Below are 18,934 nucleotides of genomic sequence, written 5' to 3'. Positions count from 1 at the left end.
TCTTTTATTGTATCATAACTTTACTAAAGAGAGCATATCAGAATTTAGATAATCGACCTCAATGATTGATTTTAATACTAGGATCTACCTTATTTTTAACTTGCGTAAAACGAATCTTAGACTGCATGCTTTATCATTTATTCATATCGCTCATTTTTTTACTCCTTTTCAGATGGTTAATTTCACTTTTCTAAAATGGTATCGCTTTTATCTATTCTAGTTTTTTGCGTTTATGATCAGCACTTACTTATCCGTATTTTTCTCCAAGCTATCTACGGCTAAAAGAGCCGCTTCTTCTTTTGTTGAAATAGGTTGCCATTCTAAGAGTTCTTTTGCTTTTGAATTGCTGACTTGCCGGTTCATTTCTAAAAATAATCGACCTTCTTTTGCATGTTTACTAAATAATGAAGCCAATTTTATCTGCCAATTAGGGACTGTTTTTGTGACCACTTGATCGGCTAGTTCTGGACGATTGCGCTTAATTAATTGCGCAATTTCTAGTAGTGAAATTTCTCCATCAGAAGAAGCAATAAACCGTTGCATAGCTGCTTTTGGATTTGTCATAGCACGAATGTGTAAATCGGCTACATCACGAACGTCTACAACATTGAGAGGAAGATTTGGAATTCGTTTTGTATTTGGGTTTATTAACATTTTTAATAAATTAAAACTTTCCGAAACATGACGATTTAACGAAGGACCAAAAACCGCCACAGGATTGATTGTTACAAGTTCTAACTCGTTTTCTTTTTCAACAAAATCCCAAGCTGCTTTTTCAGCTAAAAGTTTTGATTTTTCATAAATAGATAGTCCTTTTTCAAATTCGTCTGTCCAATCCTTTTCTGTTGTTACCGTATTTAAATCTTTATTGCTAAATCCGATAGCTCCGAAGTTCGATGTCATGACAACACGCTTGACATCAGCTTTAGAAGCTGCTTTTAAAATACGTAATATTCCTTCTACTGCTGGTCGAATGGCTTCATCTTCGTTTTTGGGTATGTCAAAAAACACTGGTGATGCAACACTTAAAACATAGCTACAGCCTTTCATTGCTTCTTCCCAATGCTCATCGCTAGATAAATCTGCTTCAATAAACGTCAATTCCTCTAAATGCTGAATACCATTTCTACTTAAAGTCGCTAAAACCTCATCTTTTCTTGCAAGTGATCGAACGGTCGTTTTCACACGATAACCACCTTTCAACAATTGAAAGATAATATGCAATCCCATGAAACCTGTACCACCCGTAACTAAAACTTGCTCTTTCATAAAAACATTCCTCCAAAATACATTTTTATTTACTATAAAGTCCCTCTAAGTTATAATCATCATATACCCTAGACTATAGTCTAAGGCAATCATTTTATTATTTTGGAGAAAAAAATGACTTATACAATTAAAGAAGTTTCTGAAATACTTAATATAAGCATCTATACCATACGTTATTATGACAAGAAGGGACTACTCCCTTTCGTTTCAAAAAACAAATCTGGTTACCGAGAATTTACAGAATCTGATTTAGAGTTTATGCGGACAATTTGCTGTTTAAAAGGCACAGGAATGGCCATCAAAGACATTCGTACGTACATCACATACTGTATGCAGGGTGTTACTACAATAAAAGACCGAAAAGAACTGCTTGCTATTCATCGAAATAATGTTTTAGCGGAAATTGAACTACTAAAGAAAAATTTAAAAGGTGTCGAACAAAAATTAGATGTCTATAATTCTCCAATGGCAGCAAAAATCATCGAAAAGCAACGAGATTTTGTTCGAAATGAAAAAGAACAGGCCTCTCTTAAGAACCCTTATTAATCATTAAAACGACGACACGCGCTCACATTGAAAAGGTTTGCCAGGCTCCCGGTTCTCACGTACAGTCGTACGCTCTATTTCCGGCTTCTAGCAAACCTCTTCAATATAAAATTTGTCGTATTCGACATATAAAATCCACGCTCTCGTATGTTCATGGGTCCACTATAAACGGTAAAGAATAAGACTCATACAATTCAAGCCTTCACTCCGTTTTCCCATACTTATCAACAAACGCTTGCGCCTCTTTTTTAACCTGCTTCAAGTCAACCTCTTGACGCTTTGCTGCAAAGATACAACCACAGTAACATTGACGATAGACATTATATTCCTTACACATTTCAATCGATTTTTGATAACCATTATTCTTTTTGAAATCACTTGGTAAATACTTTGTTTCAAAAAAACGTTGTACCTCTAAACCAATTTCATTAATTTGTCCGCTATCCTTTTTAGGTGATAAGGTTAGGGCACTGCCAAAATAATCATAGCCTAATTCTTCAGCTTTTTTAGCAACAATATCTAGCCTCATTTGAAAACATGCCGCACATCGCGAACCACCTTCTGGCTCATCTGCTAATTTATTTTTCTGTACCATATCAATAAATTGATTTGGCTCATACGGCGCGGCTAAAAATTGAATTTCCGCCCCGTTCTTTTGATTAAACGCTTCAATGAACTGCTTTTGTACCAACTCACGGCGCAAATATTCAGCTCGCGGATGAATATTGGAATTAGCAAAGTAAATCGTAATATCCGCAAATTCATTTAAATAGGCTAACGAATACGTACTACACGGCGCACAACAACTATGCAACAAAATCTTTGGTCGTGCATTTGCTTGCAACCAAGTTTTGATTACTTTTTGTAAAACTTTATCGTAATTGATTTTTTGATCCTTATTTAGCTTTGCTAAAATAGCTGTGCTATCAATCATTTTGCACCTCATTAAATGTCAATCCTGGTTCAGCATTCATCGCTAAATTACCAAATTGGCATTTTTGATAAGCAATTGTTCCTGCAGCAGCAATCATTGCGGCATTATCCCCGCAAAGTGAAAGTGGCGGGATAACGAGCGAAACATCTGATATTTCCACTTCAGCTTCCTGAATGAGACGCGCACGTAGCCCTTTATTAGCCGCAACGCCACCAGCTAAAAGAAGTTGCTTTACTTGATACTTTTTAGCAGCACGCAGCGTCTTATTAACTAAAACATCAACCACGCTTTCTTGAAAACTAGCTGCCATATCAGCAGGGCTTGGTTCCAAATCTTTTTGACGCATATTATGCAGTGTATTAATAAATGCTGATTTTAAACCACTAAAACTAAAATCAAAGTTATCTTCATTTAACATCGCACGTGGAAAATGGAAAGTGTCCTCACCTGTTTGTGCAAGTTTATCAATTTCAACGCCACCAGGATAAGAAAGACCAAGAGCTCGTGCAACTTTATCATAAGCTTCTCCAGCAGCATCATCACGCGTTTCCCCAATAATTTCAAAATCATTGTGTGCGCGCATCAATACAAGCTCAGTATGCCCACCGCTAACAACAAGAGCTAGTAAGGGAAACTTCATCGCTGTTTCAAAACGATTCGCATAAATATGTCCAGCAATATGATGAACACCAATGAGCGGAATTTGATGAGAGAATGCTAATGTTTTAGCAGCATTTACCCCAATAAGTAAAGCACCAACTAGTCCCGGCCCTTCTGTAACCGCAATTCCGTCAATCTCGGCTAACGAGACATCTGCTTGTGTTAACGCCTCTTCAATCACAATCGTTATTTGTTCAACGTGATGTCTTGAAGCAATTTCCGGAACAACTCCACCGAATCGCTTATGGCTATCGATTTGTGAAGCCACCACATTTGATAAAATTTCATGGCCATTTCTTACAACCGCAGCAGCTGTTTCATCACAGCTTGACTCAATACCAAGAATAAGTGTTTGTTTTTTTGTCATGATAAATCCACCCACATTACTAGCGCGTCCTCCCCATTATCTGAATAATATTTTTTTCGGAGCGCGCCGTTTTGAAATTCAAATTTACGATATAAATTTTGTGCAATTAGATTACTCGTGCGCACTTCAAGCGTTACATGCATAGCACCTTTCTCTTTAGCACGCCTAAGTAGTTCTTTAAGCAAATATTCCCCGTACTTCTTCCCCCGAAACGAAGGATGAATCGCAATATTTGTAACGTGCCCTTCATCAAGGATAAACCAGATTCCAGCATAACCAACCACTTCGCCATCTTCTTCTATTAGCAAATAGTAAGCATATTCATTAAAAAGAAGCTCATTTCGAAAAGCTCCTTCTGTCCATGGTGTAGGGAAGCTAAGTGCTTCAATGGTTACAAGCGCTGCAATATCTTGAATCAAAGCTTCTCTAAATGTCAAAGTCATTTTTCGTGCCCCGCTTCAAGCCACTTACTTTCTGCTTCTGCAAGCTTTAAATATTTAGGCACAAATGAATGGACATCTGCTTTTTGTCGCGTTTCAGCAACACGTGCTAAATAGCCTGCACGAGAAATATTCTCTGCCATAGCAAATTCAGCGTGCTGACCAAAATGACCTTGGATTTTTTCATGAAAACTTGATGAAATGTCTCCAATAAATAAATATTTATCGCCATTTTGCGGTAAAGATTGCAACAAATCGTCTAACGCCATATGTTGATCCTTTTTCACAGTGATTAACTCATTATCAGCTGTTTCATATACTCCAGCATATACATTATCACGCCTAGCATCAATGAGTGGCACAATTTTCCCAGAAAAAAATAACCCCGGACTCGCGATGATTTCTAAAGAAGAAACGCCAACAAGTGGAATTCCTAAATCCCAAGCAAGCGTCTTCGCAGTAGACACCCCAATTCTTAAACCAGTATACGAACCTGGTCCTTCAGCAACTGCGATTTTTTCAAGATCAGCTATCTTAACTTGGCATTCTTTCATCAACATATCAATGGCTGGTAAAAGGCGTATACTATGGTTTTTCTTAAGATTCGTTGTATATTCACCAAGCACTTTTTCTTGGTGATAAAGCGAAACCGCCATAATATCAGTTGCCGTATCTATACCTAAAATCATTTTTTAAAAACCTCCATCCCCAGTTGCTCATACCGCGCACCAACTGTTTCAACAACTAAATCCCGCGCATCTCCCTCAACATGATTGATTGTAATTTTCAAAAATTCATCTGGCAAAACTTCTGCAATAAATTGTGCCCATTCAACAACACAGACACCCATTCCTTCAAAATATTCCTCAAAACCTAAATCAAATGCCCCGCCTTCTTCAAGCCGGTAAACATCCATATGATAAAGTAGTAATCTACCACTTTTATATTCACGAATTATTGTAAACGTTGGACTTTTAATCAATTCAGTAATTGCTAACCCTTCAGCTATACCTTTTGTAAAAGTTGTCTTTCCAGCACCTAGATTCCCTTCAAGCAAAATAACATCTCCTGCATGAAGATGTTCACCTAATTTTTTAGCTATACGATGAGTCTCCTCAGCACTTTTAACTTGCTGTTCAAATTTCATTTTTTTCACCTATTTATTATTTTCTTACCATATCATACCACAAACTCTGATATTTATCCTTTTTTAAACAAACAATTAGGCTACCATCAAATCTTTGACACGATGCGATTCAGCTTTATTTTAAAAAAAATACAATTAGCATAGATTCTTACATGTCGAATGCAATGGATCGAGCGAAAGCGTTTGTATTGAAGAAGTTTACCAGACGCTTATTTCCAGCTTCTCTCAATTTTTTTCAATGCGAGCGCTTGTCACCGATTTATTTTGTGTAGGTTAAGAGTTCTTCTCTAATGATTTTTCCGTAATAATAAATAAATAAAATAAGGGCTACCAATGAAGGCAAGCAAAATCCCAACAGGCAAATGCGCATATTTCGAAATGATATCCGCCAGTAAAAAAAGTTCGCCACCAATTAACATGCTAATTGGCAAAAGATAGCGATGCTTTGGCCCTACAAATGACTTCGCGATATGCGGTCCAATCAAGCCAAGAAAAGTGATTGTCCCAGTTACACTTACAGCCACAGCAGCTAAAATGACAGCAAGCAAAAGCAAAACGACACGCCAAAACGATGTCTTAAGTCCAAGATTAACCGCTGTATATTCATCAAGCAGCAAAATATCAAGCACTTTTGTATGATAAAAAATAAAAGGTAAACAAAAGAAAAGCACCAGCGCTAAAATCACAACATATACCCAATCCGTTCCCCAAATCGAACCAGATAACCACTTAGCAAGAAAATCAACTTTATTACGATCTGCTGAAGACATCAATAAAACCATCAAACCGGACAAAGCAAAAGAAAAACCGATCCCGTTTAAAATAAGCAGCCTCGGATTATTTTTCGAAAATAAAACGATTAAAAAAGCAGTAATTATCCCAAAAATTCCACCAGCAAGTGGCAAAAAACGACCAAATGTTTCTACTTGAAAGGGAACAAATAGGAAAAAAAGAGCAACTCCAACACCAGCTCCAGAATTCACACCAATGATCCCCGGATCCGCTAAATCATTTTTTAACAATGTTTGCAAAAGTGCCCCTGAAATAACAATACTAACACCAGCTAATAAAACGATCAAAAGACGCGGCAAACGTAAATTAAATAAGATAAAATTTTCTAATCCGGTTCCCTGGCCGGTTACAATAGCAAAAATCCGGTTAAACGCTAATGCTTGTGTCCCAAGTGTTAAGCTTAAAAGCGCAGTCAAAACCAAGACAACCGAAAAAACGCAGATCACAAATGAAAAAGAAAACCTTTTCGATTTAACCATCATTTAACCCCTCCCTTTCGCACAATATATAAAAAGAAGGGAAATCCAAGCACCGAAATGATAGCAATAATTGGAATTTCAAATGGTGCAGTCAAAACCCTGCTAAGTAAATCTGAAATAAGTAAAAGCAACGCCCCAATAAAACAAGACATTGGCAAAATAGATTTATAATCATACCCAACAATAAAGCGCGCAATATGCGGCACAATTAAACCAATAAACGCCAAATTACCAATAAGTGTAACTGCCAGTCCAGTTAAAATCGCAACGAGTAAAAATAAAAGCACACGCAAGCTACGAACAGGCAAACCAAGTCCTATAGCAACTTCATCACTCATCGTTAAAATGCCAATTTGCTTAGAAAAAAAGAGGCTGATTAAAAGTGTGATTAAAATAACCGGAACAACCATCTTCACCTCAGTCCAGGTAACACCAATTAATCCCCCCGCTGTCCACATATTCATATCTTTACTCGTTTTAAAAATCAAACCAATTGCACTTGATAATGCCGTTAAAAAAGCTGAAATCGCTGCACCTGCTATAATAATTTTAAACATATCCTTTGATTTACTTAAAGCAAGAACCAAAAGTGTTCCTACAGCCGCACCAATAAAGGCCGAAAATTCCATCCCTAAAAAAGCGATTCCTGGTATAAAAGCAAGCACAAATGCGATCGCAGCATTTGCACCAGCCGTCACACCTAAAAGTCCTGGATCAGCAAGTGGATTTCTTGTGACGGCTTGCATAATTGTTCCTGAAATACCAAGCGCCGCACCAACAAAGATTGCAGCAATAATCCGCGGAACACGAAGTTCATTTAATGTCATCATCTCCTTCATATGTGCTCCGTGCACAAATCCATCCCACAAATAAGAAAGCGTATAGTTGACAGAGCCAAGCATCAGCGCCAAAATCGCTGTAATCGCTAGAAGTAAAGAGATGATTATAAATTTAACAGGCAATGAGACTTTGATTGACATATAAACACATCATTTCTTCATTTAAGTAAAAAGAATTTCTGAAAGGTTTTTAGTTGGTATTCAAGCGTTGTTGCATCGTTAAAGTAAAATGATTTCGTATTAACTTCCAATACATGATGGTTTTTCACAGCTGGCATATTTTGATAAACAGTTGTTTTCATAAAAGAATTATCTACCGCTGAATTTTTATTCAAGATTAAGTAATCTCCTGTATAATTTGGTAATTCTTCTGGAGATACCGCATAATATCCCGGTTTCAATGCCTTTTTCTTCACATTATCAGGCATTTTAAGTTTCATTGTTTGATACAGAATTTCTGTCCCACGTCCCCAATTATCCCCGAAGACGTAAATCTCTTTACTGAATTTCTCAGCAACAGAAATGGTTTTATCCGCTCCGATTTTTGCTTTAATTTGTTCACCCGTTTTTTCTGCTCGTTTTTTAAAATCAGCGGCCCATTTTTTAGCTTCGTTTTCTTTATTCACGACTTTGCCAATGGCAATATGTTGATTTAAATAATCTAATTTTCCGTATGTAAATGTAACTACAGGAGCAATTTTTTTCAATTTATCTTGGTTTTTTATCGTGGATAAGCCGATAATTAAATCAGGTTTCAAAGCAATAATATCTTCAATATCTTCATCTGACACCGTTTTAGCATCTTTTAATGATTTTTTAAAATTAGGGTTATCTTTACTAAAGGAATCTACACCAACGATATGTATCCCAAGCTTAATTAAATCCCCTGCATAAGCAGATAATACCACCACTCGTTTTGGTGCCCGCGGAACTTGTATATCGCCACTCTCCGCTTTAAATGTTATCGTTTTATTTTCTTTCTCGCTGGTTTTATTATCCTCACCACAAGCAACAAGCACGAGACTAATCATAAGTAAAGCAACAAATAAACCAATTTTTTTCATAAAAACATTTCCCTCCTCACAATTGATAACCATTCTCACTTATATCTATCATAGCCGCTAATGAGTACTTCTGTCAATCCTCATTAGTCAATTAAACCTGAAATAGACGAACCACTATTTATCCAAATTTTTCTAAAAAGGGCATCTTTAGACTCATTTTTAGCAGAAAAAGTTTATTCCTCGTGAAAACGGATATAGTATAGTAACAAAAGATAAAGAGGTGTTGCGAATGAAAGAAGCCAATTTAAACGTTTCTTATTCCTGTTCCTTTTTTGATAACGCACATTGATCTGAGTGAATGTTTACAGTGCGTATAAGCTGAATTCTCAGCTTTGCCATATGCCGGATTACAAGTCTGATGGAGAAAGAAGAATGTTGGTTAAAGTCAATTCTTTTTGAAATTGCAGGAGGAAGGCGACGAGTAAAAGCCGCGTCAAGGACGAATATTTCAAAAAGATAGGATGCGAAATTTAGTTATTCGCCTAGCTTTTTTAAGCAAAGGGTTGAAGTATCATAACTTTGTTGATTGAACGGTTATAAGTAATGAATTTTCGCTTGAAGAAGATAACTTATTTCCGAATGTCACATCGCATTCTAGTGTATGTTTAAGCAGAAACATCAGACAAATACCGGCCCATCAGATGAGCGGCAAGTTAGCTCATTTGTCAAGAACCCCTTTCCAATATTGGAAAGGGGTTCTTTTAAAGCGGATAAACGCATTTTTTAAGTACTTTTATATTTACGAAGCCATTAAATTGCCTACTCTACTTCTATTTTTAAATCTCCTGCTTCAAGATGTTTGGTTTGAATGAGATAGGGCTTAGCTACAAAAGCAATAATAGCAGGTAAAAGCACAGCTGCCACTAAAAAGAGCAATAGTGAAACCACGCCATAATTGGCAACAAGATAAAGTGGTGCAACAAATGCGCATAGGCCCATGCCTGCTACTTCGCTTGAGGCCTGAATATGAAATACAAGTACGCCGAGTGGACCAGCGATTAAAGTTGAAAGTAAAGGAATCAGCATTAAGCGCGGTTTTTTGATAATATTTGGCGTTTGCAATTTAGGCGTACAAATAAATTGCGCAAAAAAAGCACCCCAATTATTATCTTTAAAACTTAAAATAGCAAAGGATACAAACTGCACTGAGCAACCAATTAAAGCAGCTGCACTAGCCGATCCGTCCAACTGGAGCGCAATAGCAAGCGCTGCAGATGAAGCAGGACTAAGAATCAACAGCCCAAAAATAAGGGCAATTACCATAGAAGAAATAAGCGGTGATCCTTCAACGAGTGTTGTAATAAAACGACTCACCGTAACAAGTATTGGCGTCATTACTCTAGCAAATAGCAAACCGCTTAACCCACCAGAAAGAAGAGATACTGCTGGAATTAAAAGCATATCGAATCTTGTTTTTCCAGATACCTTTTTGCCACACCAAACCGCGATTAATGTGGCTAAAATCGCACCAATCGGCTCTCCTCCCGCAATTGCAAAACCCGTTTTTTCAAGCGCAATACTTGCTCCCCCACCAATAATAGCAGAAATCGCCGCGCTAATAATGACCAGTGTGTTGGCTTGTAAACATAACGCAATACCAACGCCAATTCCTGGGATAAGCATCGCCTTACTAATCGCACCAATCTGAACCAAAATAGGTAGATTGATCAACTGGCCAATCGTTTGAATTAGCAGTCCCATTCCAAGTGTTACTAAAACTGCATTAGCAATTCCCATTGACGCTTTATACGCCCGATCGATCAAATAACTTTTCATTTCAATAAACTCCCTTTTTATACCTTTCTTACAAGCTTATAGATCTCGTCTGTAAGTTCAAGTTGCGATCTGTGATCGTTTGCTCATCTTTTCCTAACTATATCAGAAAAATTTTACTTTTACAGCCTTGTTTATCAGTAAAAAATATGAATATAATGTTTTTAGTAAAAAAGATGTTAATTTCTATATTCATTTTTGTTATACTTAGGGTAGATTAATAAAGCGAGGTGTTCTTGATTTGAAAATTACTGGCCTAATTCTTCTCCTCATTGGCTTAATTGCGATTGGTGTTTCTTTTAGCATAACGGGCATAGCTGGCTTCTTTATTTTCTTAGCTGGTGTAATTTTAGTTATTTTAGGTATTATTTTAATGGTAAAAGCAAAAAATAGACACTCCGGATCATATTATTAAGAGCTTGTTCTTCCTAAAAAAACAAGCTTCCAAAAATCAACAATTTGATTTTTGGAAGCTTATTTGTTTATCATAGATTGTTCTTTAAGTATAAAATTTTAAATTGATAGGACATGTTAGTCTGTTTATCCAACCAAATCGCCCTGTTAGTTATTGTTTACGCATTTTTATCCTAATTTACCGAGCTTCATACTCCTCAAAAAAAGAAGAGGATTTCCTCTTCTTTTAGCTATCTTTCGCTTCTTCTCCACCACATGATGACAATACCGATCACAATTATAATACCTCCAAAAACCCATACTTTTTCAAAAATATCACCTGTTCCTGGAAGGACTTTATCTATGCCTTTTTTCCCTGAAGAAGGTCCTCCTGATACACTAGAACCTGTGCCTGGGTCATGGGGTTTTGTGACTGTTCGTTTACTATTTATTACGGTAACATTTGTCGCTTCGCTTTGCCCCCTTTTAATAGTAAAGACAGTAGGTGTAGCATCGAGCTGGTAGCCTTTTGGTGCCTTTGTTTCCACAAATTGATACTTACCCGGCTCTAAACTTTTTACTTGGATTTTACCTGATGAATTGGTTATAAGTCCCGTTTGGAGCTCCTTGCCATTTTGATCTTGAAGTGTAAATTCTGCCCCTGCTAAGGTCTGGCCTGGATTTTCTTTAGCAACTTTGGTCAGTATCACTTCACCAAATTGCCTTTCATTCTCTGCTATTACTTCTACAGCATGTGTTTGATTTTCTGTTATTGTAAAAGATATTGGTGTCGCATTTAATAAATATCCTTCAGGAGCTTTTGTTTCTACAAACCGATACTCGCCAGCTTGTAAACTTTTCAACGCAATTCTTCCATCATCATCAGTTTTTAAACCACTTTGCAACGTTTTACCTGTATCATCTTGTAAGCTGAATTCTGCATTAGCCAATGTTTTATCATGGTTGTTACGATCGACTTTTGTAAGCCTCACATCTCCAGGTTGCTGTTGGTTTTTTGCTGTAAGCTCTAAGGTTTGTGTAGGATTATGCGCAATCGTGAAAGAAAGAGGTGTTGGATCTAAAATATAGCCCGTTGGAGCTTTAACTTCGACAAATTGATAATTCCCTGGGGCCAGATCTTTGACAGTTAATTCTCCTTTAGCGTCCGTAGTCAATCCTGTTTGCAGATTCTTACCAGTAGTATCTTGTAAGTTAAACTCTGCTCCTGCCAATGTCTTACTTGTATTCACCTGGTCAACTTTTGTAAGCTTTACATCTCCTGGTTTTTCTTGGTTTGTCGCTTTCACTTGAACAGGATTTCCAGCATTAAGGCCTGTTACGGTAAAAGGAATCGGCTTAGTATCGAGAATATAACCAGTTGGCGCTTTCGTCTCCACAAATTGGTATTTTCCAGCCGAAAGATTTTGAACAGTAACTTGCCCTGCATTATCAGTGATTAGCCCTGGTTGCAGCGTCTTTCCTGAAGTATCTTGCAAGCTAAATTCTGCTCCTGCTAAAGTTTTGGTTTCATCGCGTTGATCGACTTTTGTTAAGGTCACATCCCCTGGTTTTTCCTGATTTGTCATTTTGACTTGTACAGGATCCACGGCGTTATCTGCTGTCACAGTAAAGGGAACCGGCTTAGTATCAAGAATATAGCCCGCTGGAGCTTTTGTCTCCACAAATTGATACTCACCAAATTGAAGGCCTTCTGCTTTCAACATACCTTTATTATTTGTCGTTAAACCTGATTGGATGGTTGTGCCAGAGCGATCTTGTATACTGAATTCTGCTCCCGCTAAAAGCTTATGCGCATCATTTGCATCGCTTTTGATAAGCTCAGCCGCACCAGTTGTGACATAATCAAAGGAAGTGAGTTGGAATTGTTGTAAGTTATACCTATTACCAGTTGAGGCAGCAACGATAAAAGCTAAAGCATCTTCTGATATCCATGTTGAAACATCTTTTGACCATACTTGCTCATCGTACGTCACTGTTATCTGTTTACTTTCTCCATTATAAGCAAAAGTTACATCTTTGAACTGATTATTTGAGGGTTCAGGAATTTGTTTTCCAGGCGCATCACTTCCCATATAAGTGGAAAGTACACCTGATTCATCCGCATGAATAAAACCAGCAAAAGCTACTCCATGCCCCTCTTGGCTACCAAATTCTGGTGGATCAGGCGTATATGCCGTATGTCCATTGAAATTAAAATAGGTATCAAGTTTAAACCCAAAGGCATCCTTTAATCCTCCTATCCCAAGGCCTCCACCATATGCCCCTACATCCGTTGTACTTCCTGGATGAAAACCAATTCCGATACCGTCTGCTCCTCGATTTAATTGTGATTTATCTCCTAAATTAATTTTTCCTTTAAGCGTAAAATTTTTGGTCATATCAATCTTGCTTTTTAATGAAAAATTACCACTTTGATATGTCTCATTTGGTGTAATCGTAACAATCCCTGTAAACTGTTCGTAAGTAGCTGAACCATTCAATCTAAAATAATCTAAAAAATTATTCGGCGTTACGTGGATATTTCCGTCAGAAGCATCTACTGCTTTAACATGATCCATATTGGAAGGCATACTAGGAACAGAGAACACAGAGGCTAATGTAATTAAAAAAACAGCCACCATTTTGATTTGTTTCATTATTATTTCTTTCATAAATTTAAAAGCTCCTTTTTGAAAAACAATTTATAAAAACTGAATTTTTTCTAAAATGAACACGATTTGACATTTGATAAAACCATACCGAAACATAGTCAGTATCGCTCATCACCTATCTCTATTCATTTTATTTAACAGGATATGAGTCTCGTTCTTATCCATTTGATCTTTGATTAACTAAGATACCTTGTACTAAAGCATGAACGGCTTGCTCTTCTTGTGGATTCCCTACATCAGTTAAAAAATAAATTTGTGTATGCGCTTGGATAGGAAAAGCCAAGTTCGTAATAATAAGGTCATAATCTTCTGTCTCTTGATAGGGCTCAACAGATATATAAAGATTTTTCAACAATTCATATTTTAAATGATTCAAGTAAATATCAACAATTAAGGTGTCAGCATGTAAAAAGACACCAATACGCAATGGTGTATTAAACAGATCCCGATGCTTATATACAAAAAGTGCGCATTTATGGATTAATAGCCATTGGTTTCTAGGCCAAGCTGTTACAGCAAAATCAGGTTGTTGTAAGGTTTCTCTGATGATTTTTTTCACATTAATATAGCGATAGTTTGCCTCCATATAAAATTCTGTTGTTTCTTTATCAAAATAGTAAATCGTTCCTTTAATCCATAAAGTATGCCCTAAGCTTGTATACCAATACCAAGCATCCGGTAAAGCCAAAAACGGCATGTCATCATTTGCACCCTCTCGAAAAGTACGAAGCAAATGATGGGACAGTTTCACAATCAGATTAGAATGATCACTTTCTACTTCTTCTAAAATCTTTCGCGGTAAAGGATGGCCCTCAGGAAAGAATGGGAAAATAGTGCAAAAACAGATAAGTGCCTGTTGCTCAAAATCTAGATTATTACTACCTTCAAAATATTTTTCGAGCGCATTTTTAGGGAAATTAGCTCCCAAATGATGATTCACTGCTTTCCCATGCTGGCAAAAAGAAGCGGGTACTTCATATGTCGATGTTTTCCCTTGATGCTGCAAAGATAAAGAAAGCCATAAAGCTAGTCTTTGACGTTGCACTTGATTCCATGAAATTTGCCAAGCATCTTCTAGTGCCTCAATCACTTGATGTTGGCTTTCTGTAATGGTCCGGTCATATAAAAAATGTTGTGGATGTATCTTAGAATATAATTGATATGCGAAGAAACGGATTTGCCACTCTTCGCCTATAAATTGATTTTTATAAATTTTGATGTCAAAAGATTGTAGCCACTCATTTAAAAAATGTAAACGTCGATAATATTCTGATCGACTAATAAATAACTGTTGAGTCAAAGATTCAGTAGTTGGGCTAGATTGGGTCCAAATCGCATCCAAAATTTGAAAATTCGTTGATTCTTCCAAATACGTATAAGTTAATCTATTCAAATTAAGCGAGACTTTTTGGACTTGAATATGATACTGTTCTTTTTCCTCATCATAATAAATAACATGAGGATGTCCTAAACGCTGAAACGTTTCATTGATACTTTGAACCCTCCGTTGTAAGGTTTTATTATGAATACCCAATTTACGAAAGAGTTCTTCTCGATGCATATATCCTCCAGCAATAAATAATATTTTAATGAGACGAACATTTTCTTGTTCTGATAGATCTAATAAAGCTTCTTTATACACAGTTCTTCCTCCCTTAAAAACATAATCATGTATCAAATAGTACATAATTATGAAATCACAATGCGATAGATTATGTATTTAAAAGTACACATAATCTTGAAATTATAGTATAGAGGATACTAAAATATAGCTTTGTTGATATCTGTAGTATAGCACCTAATTTTACTAACATGCGTCTCAACCTTATATTCGTTTTAAGAAAAAAAAGAGACACTTTTTTTGGAAGTTTAACATTTTTTCCCTATTAAAAAAATGTTAAACTTCTAAAAAATATCTTCTTTTTTACATTTTACACAAAAGAGCTTAGGACATACATGATTGTCCCAAACTCTTTTCAAATCATTATTTAGCTGTAGCGGCTTTTTTCCAAAAACCATATATCACTCCAGAAATAATTGTACCAATTAAAATAGCAACAAGGAATAAAACAGGCTTATTGGCCAGCAAAGCAACAAAAACCCCACCATGTGGCGCAGGAACATTGACGCTCCAAAGCTGCGTTAAGCCTCCAGCAATCGCAGAACCAATAACTGAGGAAGTGATCACTCGAAGCGGATCAACTGCTGCAAAAGGAATCGCTCCTTCTGTAATAAAAGATAATCCTAAAATATAATTCGTAATCCCTGCTTGTTTTTGTTGTTCTGTAAATTTATCTTTAAAAAACGTTGTTGCAATGGCGATCGCAAGTGGTGGAACCATTCCACCAGCCATCACAGCGGCCATGAATGCGCCATCATGTGTCGATGTGAATACGCCAATTGAAAATGTATAAGCCACCTTATTAAACGGGCCTCCCATATCAAGCGCCATCATTCCACCTAAAACAATGCCTAAAATTACCGAATTAGCGGTTCCCAAACTTTCAAGCTGCGTTGTCAAAAAATGATTAATCACTTTAAAAAATGGATCAGCAATATAGTACATTATCGCCCCAGTAATTAATAGCCCAAAAACAGGATAAAGTAAAATTGGTTTTAATCCATCAAGGGTCCTCGGCATACCAGCAAACATTTTTCTTAATCCAAGAACAACATAACCCGCAATAAATCCAGCGGCAATCCCTCCTAAGAAACCAGCACCTGTCTTATAAGCCATTAGCCCGCCAACGATCCCTGGCATTAATCCTGGTCTGTCAGCAATACTACTAGCAATAAATCCAGCCAAAATCGGTATCAAAAAGAGAAAAGCACCTGACTCACCACCTGTAATTTGACTAAGCATCTTGAAAATAGAGCTATCCTTAGCAAAATTTTCGATTAAAAAAGATAAAGCCATTAAAATCCCGCCACCAACAACAAATGGTAGCATATGAGAAATACCGTTCATCAAATCTTTATAAATTTTACTACCAACTGAGGTTTTTTCCTCACTTTCAGAAGCAGGGGCCCCCTCATCATGAAAAACTGGTGCTTCCTGTCTTAATGCTCGATTAATCAGCTCTTCTGGCTTCCGAATCCCATCGCTTACTGGTGTTTCCAAAAGATGCTTACCATCAAAGCGAGCCATTTCAACTTTTTTATCAGCAGCAACAATGACTCCTTTAGCGCGTGTAATTTCTTCTTTGGTTAAGCGATTTTTTACTCCTTCTGAGCCGTTTGTTTCAACTCGAATCGAAACGCCCATTTCTTTTGCTTTATTCTTTAGCGCATCTTCTGCCATGTATGTGTGCGCAATTCCAGTCGGGCAAGCGGTTACAGCAACAATGAATTGATCATTATCTGAACTTCCTATCGCCTCCTCTGGCTTCGATTTTGCTTCTTCCATATCAAATAAATGAATGACTTCTTCTGATGTTTTAGCAGCTTTTAACTTTTGCACAAAGTCAGGATGAATAAGTAAACGTGACAGCGCTGCCAAAGTTTCTAGATGTGTTTCATTCGCACCATCAGTTGCAGCAATCATGAAAAATAAATACGCAGGCTCTCCGTCAAGCGAAGCATAGTCAATTCCTGCTTCACTTTTGGCAAAAACTACAGTAGGTTCACTAACTGCTTTTGTTTTTGCATGCGGCATTGCAATTCCTTCACCAATACCCGTTGAACTTTCCTCTTCACGCGTCATGATAGCTTTTTTAAAAAGATTGATATCATTGATTTTTTGATGCTGACTAAGTGAAGCAATCATTTCATCAATCGCTTCTTCTTTATTTGTTGCTTTAAGAGACATAATCATGACGTCTTTATTTAATAAATCAGTGATTTTCATTCTATTTCCTCCAACTTTTATAATTTGTTAACGTCTACAAGAGGAATCAATGCGCGAATTTGTTTCGCCGTAGCCAAATCAGTCGAAAAGGCTGTCGCCGTTCCTGTTGCAACGCCCATTTTGAATGCTTCAATTGGATCATTTGTATTGCACAATGTCCCAATGAAACCAGCGATCATCGAATCTCCTGCACCGACTGAATTTTTCACTTGACCAATAATTGGTTTAGCAAAATAAACGGCCTCATCTGTAAAAAGAAGTGCTCCATCTTGTGCCATTGAAACGATGACATGTTTAGCGCCAAGTTCTAGGCACTTTTTGCCATAAGGGACGATCTCCTCCATTGTATTAAAAGTAACTTGAAATAATTCCTCCAACTCATGATGATTTGGTTTAATTAATAGTGGCTTTTTAGCTATCGCATGGATTAATTCGTCGCCTGTCGTGTCGATCATAAATTCTGCGCCTTTACGAATACATAAATCAATAATTCGCTCATAAAAATGGTTTCCTAATGAAGGAGGAATACTCCCTGATAAGATAACAGTATCACTTGCCTCAATTTTATTTAGCTGACTAAAGAAATTTGCAATCTCAGCTTCACTTATCGTAGGACCAAGACCATTAATTTCTGTCTCCGCTTCATCTTTTAACTTAATATTAATACGAGTATCATCTGAAATTTTGGTAAAACTAGAACCGATCCCTTCATTGTTGAGCCATTTTTCAATAAAATCACCTGTAAATCCTCCTAAAAAACCTGTAGCATTCGTTTTTACATCTAATTGATTCAGCACACGCGAGACGTTTATTCCTTTGCCACCTGGAAGTTTGTAGTCCCGTTTCATGCGATTCAGGCGCCCAAGTTCTAAATGTTCCACCTCAACAATATAATCAATCGATGGATTTAGTGTTATTGTATAAATCATTTCTCAACCTCGATTATTTTGGAATTTTGGATAAATTTTTCTTTGACATTTTTTGGAATGGTATCAGTAATAAGTGTTGCCTCTTTAAGAGCAAACATTTTGGCAAATTTATTTTCAGTGAACTTACTATGGTCAGCTAGTACAAATGTTGCATCAGAAGCGAGATGTGCTGAACGCTTTAAATAAGCCTCTTCAATATCGGGTGTTGTAAAACCATAATTTTGATGGACTGCGTTGGTGCCGATAAAAGCTTTATTGAAATGGTAGTTTTTTAAATTATCTAGCGCAATTGCACCGATTACAGCTTTTGTATGCACTTTCATTTTTCCGCCTAGTAAGTACGCTTCGATTTGTAACTTTACTAATTTTTCAACATGTTCTAAACCATTCGTTACAACAGTAACACGTTTATCAGCTAAAAAAGGAATTAATTCGATGGTTGTTGAACCAGCATCAAGATAAATACAATCTCCTTCTGAAATCAGCTTGGCACTGTATTTAGCCATTTCACGCTTGACATGAATGTTTTTGAATGATTTTTCGTTCATACTTGGTTCTGAATTATGTGAGTTTGTTAGCTTGGCACCACCGTGAACTCGCTCAAGTAAACCTTTTTCCTCTAATTCAATCAAATCTCTTCTAATCGTTGATTCAGAGCTATTAAGCTGTTGAACTAATTCGACTAATTTCACAACGCCATCTTGCTCTAAAACTTCAATAATTCGCTGTTTTCGTTCTGCATTTAGCATCTCTTCCCCTCCATCCTTCATTATTATACCATCA

Annotated in this window: 17 protein-coding genes; 2 read left to right on the top strand and 15 right to left on the bottom strand. The window is 36.8% G+C overall.

The window, feature by feature from the left end; translation table 11 throughout:
* Window positions 1–243: 243 nt before the first annotated feature.
* Window positions 244–1,269 carry an SDR family oxidoreductase gene (locus G6Q10_RS01285; protein ID WP_163652077.1) on the bottom strand — a complete coding sequence of 342 codons (1,026 nt, stop codon included), beginning with the start codon at window positions 1,267–1,269 and terminating at the stop codon, window positions 244–246.
* A gap of 114 nt (window positions 1,270–1,383) precedes the next feature.
* On the opposite strand from G6Q10_RS01285, the gene G6Q10_RS01280 reads away from it, so the two are divergent.
* The gene (locus G6Q10_RS01280) at window positions 1,384–1,815 is read left to right on the top strand and encodes a MerR family transcriptional regulator (protein WP_163652075.1); all 432 of its coding nucleotides are present in this window, start codon (window positions 1,384–1,386) and stop codon (window positions 1,813–1,815) included.
* A 202-nt stretch (window positions 1,816–2,017) separates the two neighbouring features.
* Here the strand turns inward: G6Q10_RS01280 and G6Q10_RS01275 are convergent, their stop codons facing one another.
* The 9 genes from G6Q10_RS01275 to G6Q10_RS01235 form a co-directional block, all read right to left on the bottom strand.
* A complete protein-coding gene (locus G6Q10_RS01275) occupies window positions 2,018–2,749 on the bottom strand; it encodes an epoxyqueuosine reductase QueH (RefSeq protein ID WP_163652074.1) in 732 nt (243 codons plus the stop codon).
* The gene (gene tsaD / locus G6Q10_RS01270) at window positions 2,742–3,776 is read right to left on the bottom strand and encodes a tRNA (adenosine(37)-N6)-threonylcarbamoyltransferase complex transferase subunit TsaD (protein ID WP_163652072.1); all 1,035 of its coding nucleotides are present in this window, start codon (window positions 3,774–3,776) and stop codon (window positions 2,742–2,744) included. Before tsaD ends, G6Q10_RS01275 begins: the two co-directional genes overlap by 8 nt.
* Window positions 3,773–4,219 carry a ribosomal protein S18-alanine N-acetyltransferase gene (rimI, locus tag G6Q10_RS01265; protein WP_163652070.1) on the bottom strand — a complete coding sequence of 149 codons (447 nt, stop codon included), beginning with the start codon at window positions 4,217–4,219 and terminating at the stop codon, window positions 3,773–3,775. The genes tsaD and rimI overlap by 4 nt, the downstream gene beginning before the upstream one ends.
* Complete coding sequence (gene tsaB / locus G6Q10_RS01260) at window positions 4,216–4,905, bottom strand: tRNA (adenosine(37)-N6)-threonylcarbamoyltransferase complex dimerization subunit type 1 TsaB (protein WP_163652068.1); 690 nt, start codon at window positions 4,903–4,905, stop codon at window positions 4,216–4,218. The genes rimI and tsaB overlap by 4 nt, the downstream gene beginning before the upstream one ends.
* Entirely contained in the window at window positions 4,902–5,363 is a 462-nt protein-coding gene (gene tsaE / locus G6Q10_RS01255; RefSeq protein WP_163652065.1) for a tRNA (adenosine(37)-N6)-threonylcarbamoyltransferase complex ATPase subunit type 1 TsaE, read from the bottom strand. The genes tsaB and tsaE overlap by 4 nt, the downstream gene beginning before the upstream one ends.
* Window positions 5,364–5,650: 287 nt before the next feature.
* Window positions 5,651–6,634, bottom strand: a complete 984-nt coding sequence (locus tag G6Q10_RS01250; RefSeq protein ID WP_163655649.1) for a FecCD family ABC transporter permease — start codon at window positions 6,632–6,634, stop codon at window positions 5,651–5,653.
* Window positions 6,634–7,614, bottom strand: a complete 981-nt coding sequence (locus tag G6Q10_RS01245; RefSeq protein WP_163652063.1) for a FecCD family ABC transporter permease — start codon at window positions 7,612–7,614, stop codon at window positions 6,634–6,636. Before G6Q10_RS01245 ends, G6Q10_RS01250 begins: the two co-directional genes overlap by 1 nt.
* Window positions 7,615–7,631: 17 nt before the next feature.
* Window positions 7,632–8,537: an iron-hydroxamate ABC transporter substrate-binding protein gene (locus G6Q10_RS01240; protein ID WP_163652061.1), complete on the bottom strand. Its 906-nt coding sequence runs from the start codon at window positions 8,535–8,537 to the stop codon at window positions 7,632–7,634.
* Between the two features lie 759 nt (window positions 8,538–9,296).
* A complete protein-coding gene (locus G6Q10_RS01235; RefSeq protein WP_163652059.1) occupies window positions 9,297–10,313 on the bottom strand; it encodes a PTS sugar transporter subunit IIC in 1,017 nt (338 codons plus the stop codon).
* 238 nt (window positions 10,314–10,551) lie between these two features.
* Between G6Q10_RS01235 and G6Q10_RS10025 the strand changes: the two genes are divergently transcribed.
* Window positions 10,552–10,725: a hypothetical protein gene (locus G6Q10_RS10025; RefSeq protein WP_197914071.1), complete on the top strand. Its 174-nt coding sequence runs from the start codon at window positions 10,552–10,554 to the stop codon at window positions 10,723–10,725.
* A 229-nt stretch (window positions 10,726–10,954) separates the two neighbouring features.
* Here G6Q10_RS10025 and G6Q10_RS01230 read toward each other — a convergent pair whose 3' ends face one another.
* From G6Q10_RS01230 to G6Q10_RS01210, 5 genes are all read right to left on the bottom strand, one after another.
* Window positions 10,955–13,375, bottom strand: a complete 2,421-nt coding sequence (locus tag G6Q10_RS01230) for a SpaA isopeptide-forming pilin-related protein (RefSeq protein ID WP_163652057.1) — start codon at window positions 13,373–13,375, stop codon at window positions 10,955–10,957.
* A 157-nt stretch (window positions 13,376–13,532) separates the two neighbouring features.
* The gene (locus tag G6Q10_RS01225; RefSeq protein WP_163652055.1) at window positions 13,533–15,017 is read right to left on the bottom strand and encodes an AcpB/EbpR/MafR family transcriptional regulator; all 1,485 of its coding nucleotides are present in this window, start codon (window positions 15,015–15,017) and stop codon (window positions 13,533–13,535) included.
* A gap of 342 nt (window positions 15,018–15,359) precedes the next feature.
* Entirely contained in the window at window positions 15,360–17,222 is a 1,863-nt protein-coding gene (locus G6Q10_RS01220) for a PTS fructose transporter subunit IIABC (RefSeq protein ID WP_163652053.1), read from the bottom strand.
* Between the two features lie 17 nt (window positions 17,223–17,239).
* The gene (pfkB, locus tag G6Q10_RS01215; protein ID WP_163652051.1) at window positions 17,240–18,151 is read right to left on the bottom strand and encodes a 1-phosphofructokinase; all 912 of its coding nucleotides are present in this window, start codon (window positions 18,149–18,151) and stop codon (window positions 17,240–17,242) included.
* The gene (locus G6Q10_RS01210; protein WP_163652049.1) at window positions 18,148–18,900 is read right to left on the bottom strand and encodes a DeoR/GlpR family DNA-binding transcription regulator; all 753 of its coding nucleotides are present in this window, start codon (window positions 18,898–18,900) and stop codon (window positions 18,148–18,150) included. Before G6Q10_RS01210 ends, pfkB begins: the two co-directional genes overlap by 4 nt.
* Window positions 18,901–18,934 lie beyond the last annotated feature (34 nt).

Origin of the sequence: Listeria sp. PSOL-1 (genome assembly GCF_902806445.1) — a bacterium.
In the GTDB taxonomy this organism is placed as follows: domain Bacteria; phylum Bacillota; class Bacilli; order Lactobacillales; family Listeriaceae; genus Listeria.
Note: the sequence above shows the minus strand (reverse complement) of the source record. Positions and strands in the feature narration are given on the sequence as shown.

Bases quoted from the DNA above. Each gene is read 5' to 3' on its own strand.
- G6Q10_RS01285 (WP_163652077.1), bottom strand. From the start codon at position 1,269: ATGAAAGAGCAAGTTTTAGTTACGGGTGGTACAGGTTTCATGGGATTG.
- G6Q10_RS01280 (WP_163652075.1), top strand. From the start codon at position 1,384: ATGACTTATACAATTAAAGAAGTTTCTGAAATACTTAATATAAGCATC.
- G6Q10_RS01275 (WP_163652074.1), bottom strand. From the start codon at position 2,749: ATGATTGATAGCACAGCTATTTTAGCAAAGCTAAATAAGGATCAAAAA.
- tsaD (WP_163652072.1), bottom strand. From the start codon at position 3,776: ATGACAAAAAAACAAACACTTATTCTTGGTATTGAGTCAAGCTGTGAT.
- rimI (WP_163652070.1), bottom strand. From the start codon at position 4,219: ATGACTTTGACATTTAGAGAAGCTTTGATTCAAGATATTGCAGCGCTT.
- tsaB (WP_163652068.1), bottom strand. From the start codon at position 4,905: ATGATTTTAGGTATAGATACGGCAACTGATATTATGGCGGTTTCGCTT.
- tsaE (WP_163652065.1), bottom strand. From the start codon at position 5,363: ATGAAATTTGAACAGCAAGTTAAAAGTGCTGAGGAGACTCATCGTATA.
- G6Q10_RS01250 (WP_163655649.1), bottom strand. From the start codon at position 6,634: ATGGTTAAATCGAAAAGGTTTTCTTTTTCATTTGTGATCTGCGTTTTT.
- G6Q10_RS01245 (WP_163652063.1), bottom strand. From the start codon at position 7,614: ATGTCAATCAAAGTCTCATTGCCTGTTAAATTTATAATCATCTCTTTA.
- G6Q10_RS01240 (WP_163652061.1), bottom strand. From the start codon at position 8,537: ATGAAAAAAATTGGTTTATTTGTTGCTTTACTTATGATTAGTCTCGTG.
- G6Q10_RS01235 (WP_163652059.1), bottom strand. From the start codon at position 10,313: ATGAAAAGTTATTTGATCGATCGGGCGTATAAAGCGTCAATGGGAATT.
- G6Q10_RS01230 (WP_163652057.1), bottom strand. From the start codon at position 13,375: ATGAAAGAAATAATAATGAAACAAATCAAAATGGTGGCTGTTTTTTTA.
- G6Q10_RS01220 (WP_163652053.1), bottom strand. From the start codon at position 17,222: ATGAAAATCACTGATTTATTAAATAAAGACGTCATGATTATGTCTCTT.
- pfkB (WP_163652051.1), bottom strand. From the start codon at position 18,151: ATGATTTATACAATAACACTAAATCCATCGATTGATTATATTGTTGAG.
- G6Q10_RS01210 (WP_163652049.1), bottom strand. From the start codon at position 18,900: ATGCTAAATGCAGAACGAAAACAGCGAATTATTGAAGTTTTAGAGCAA.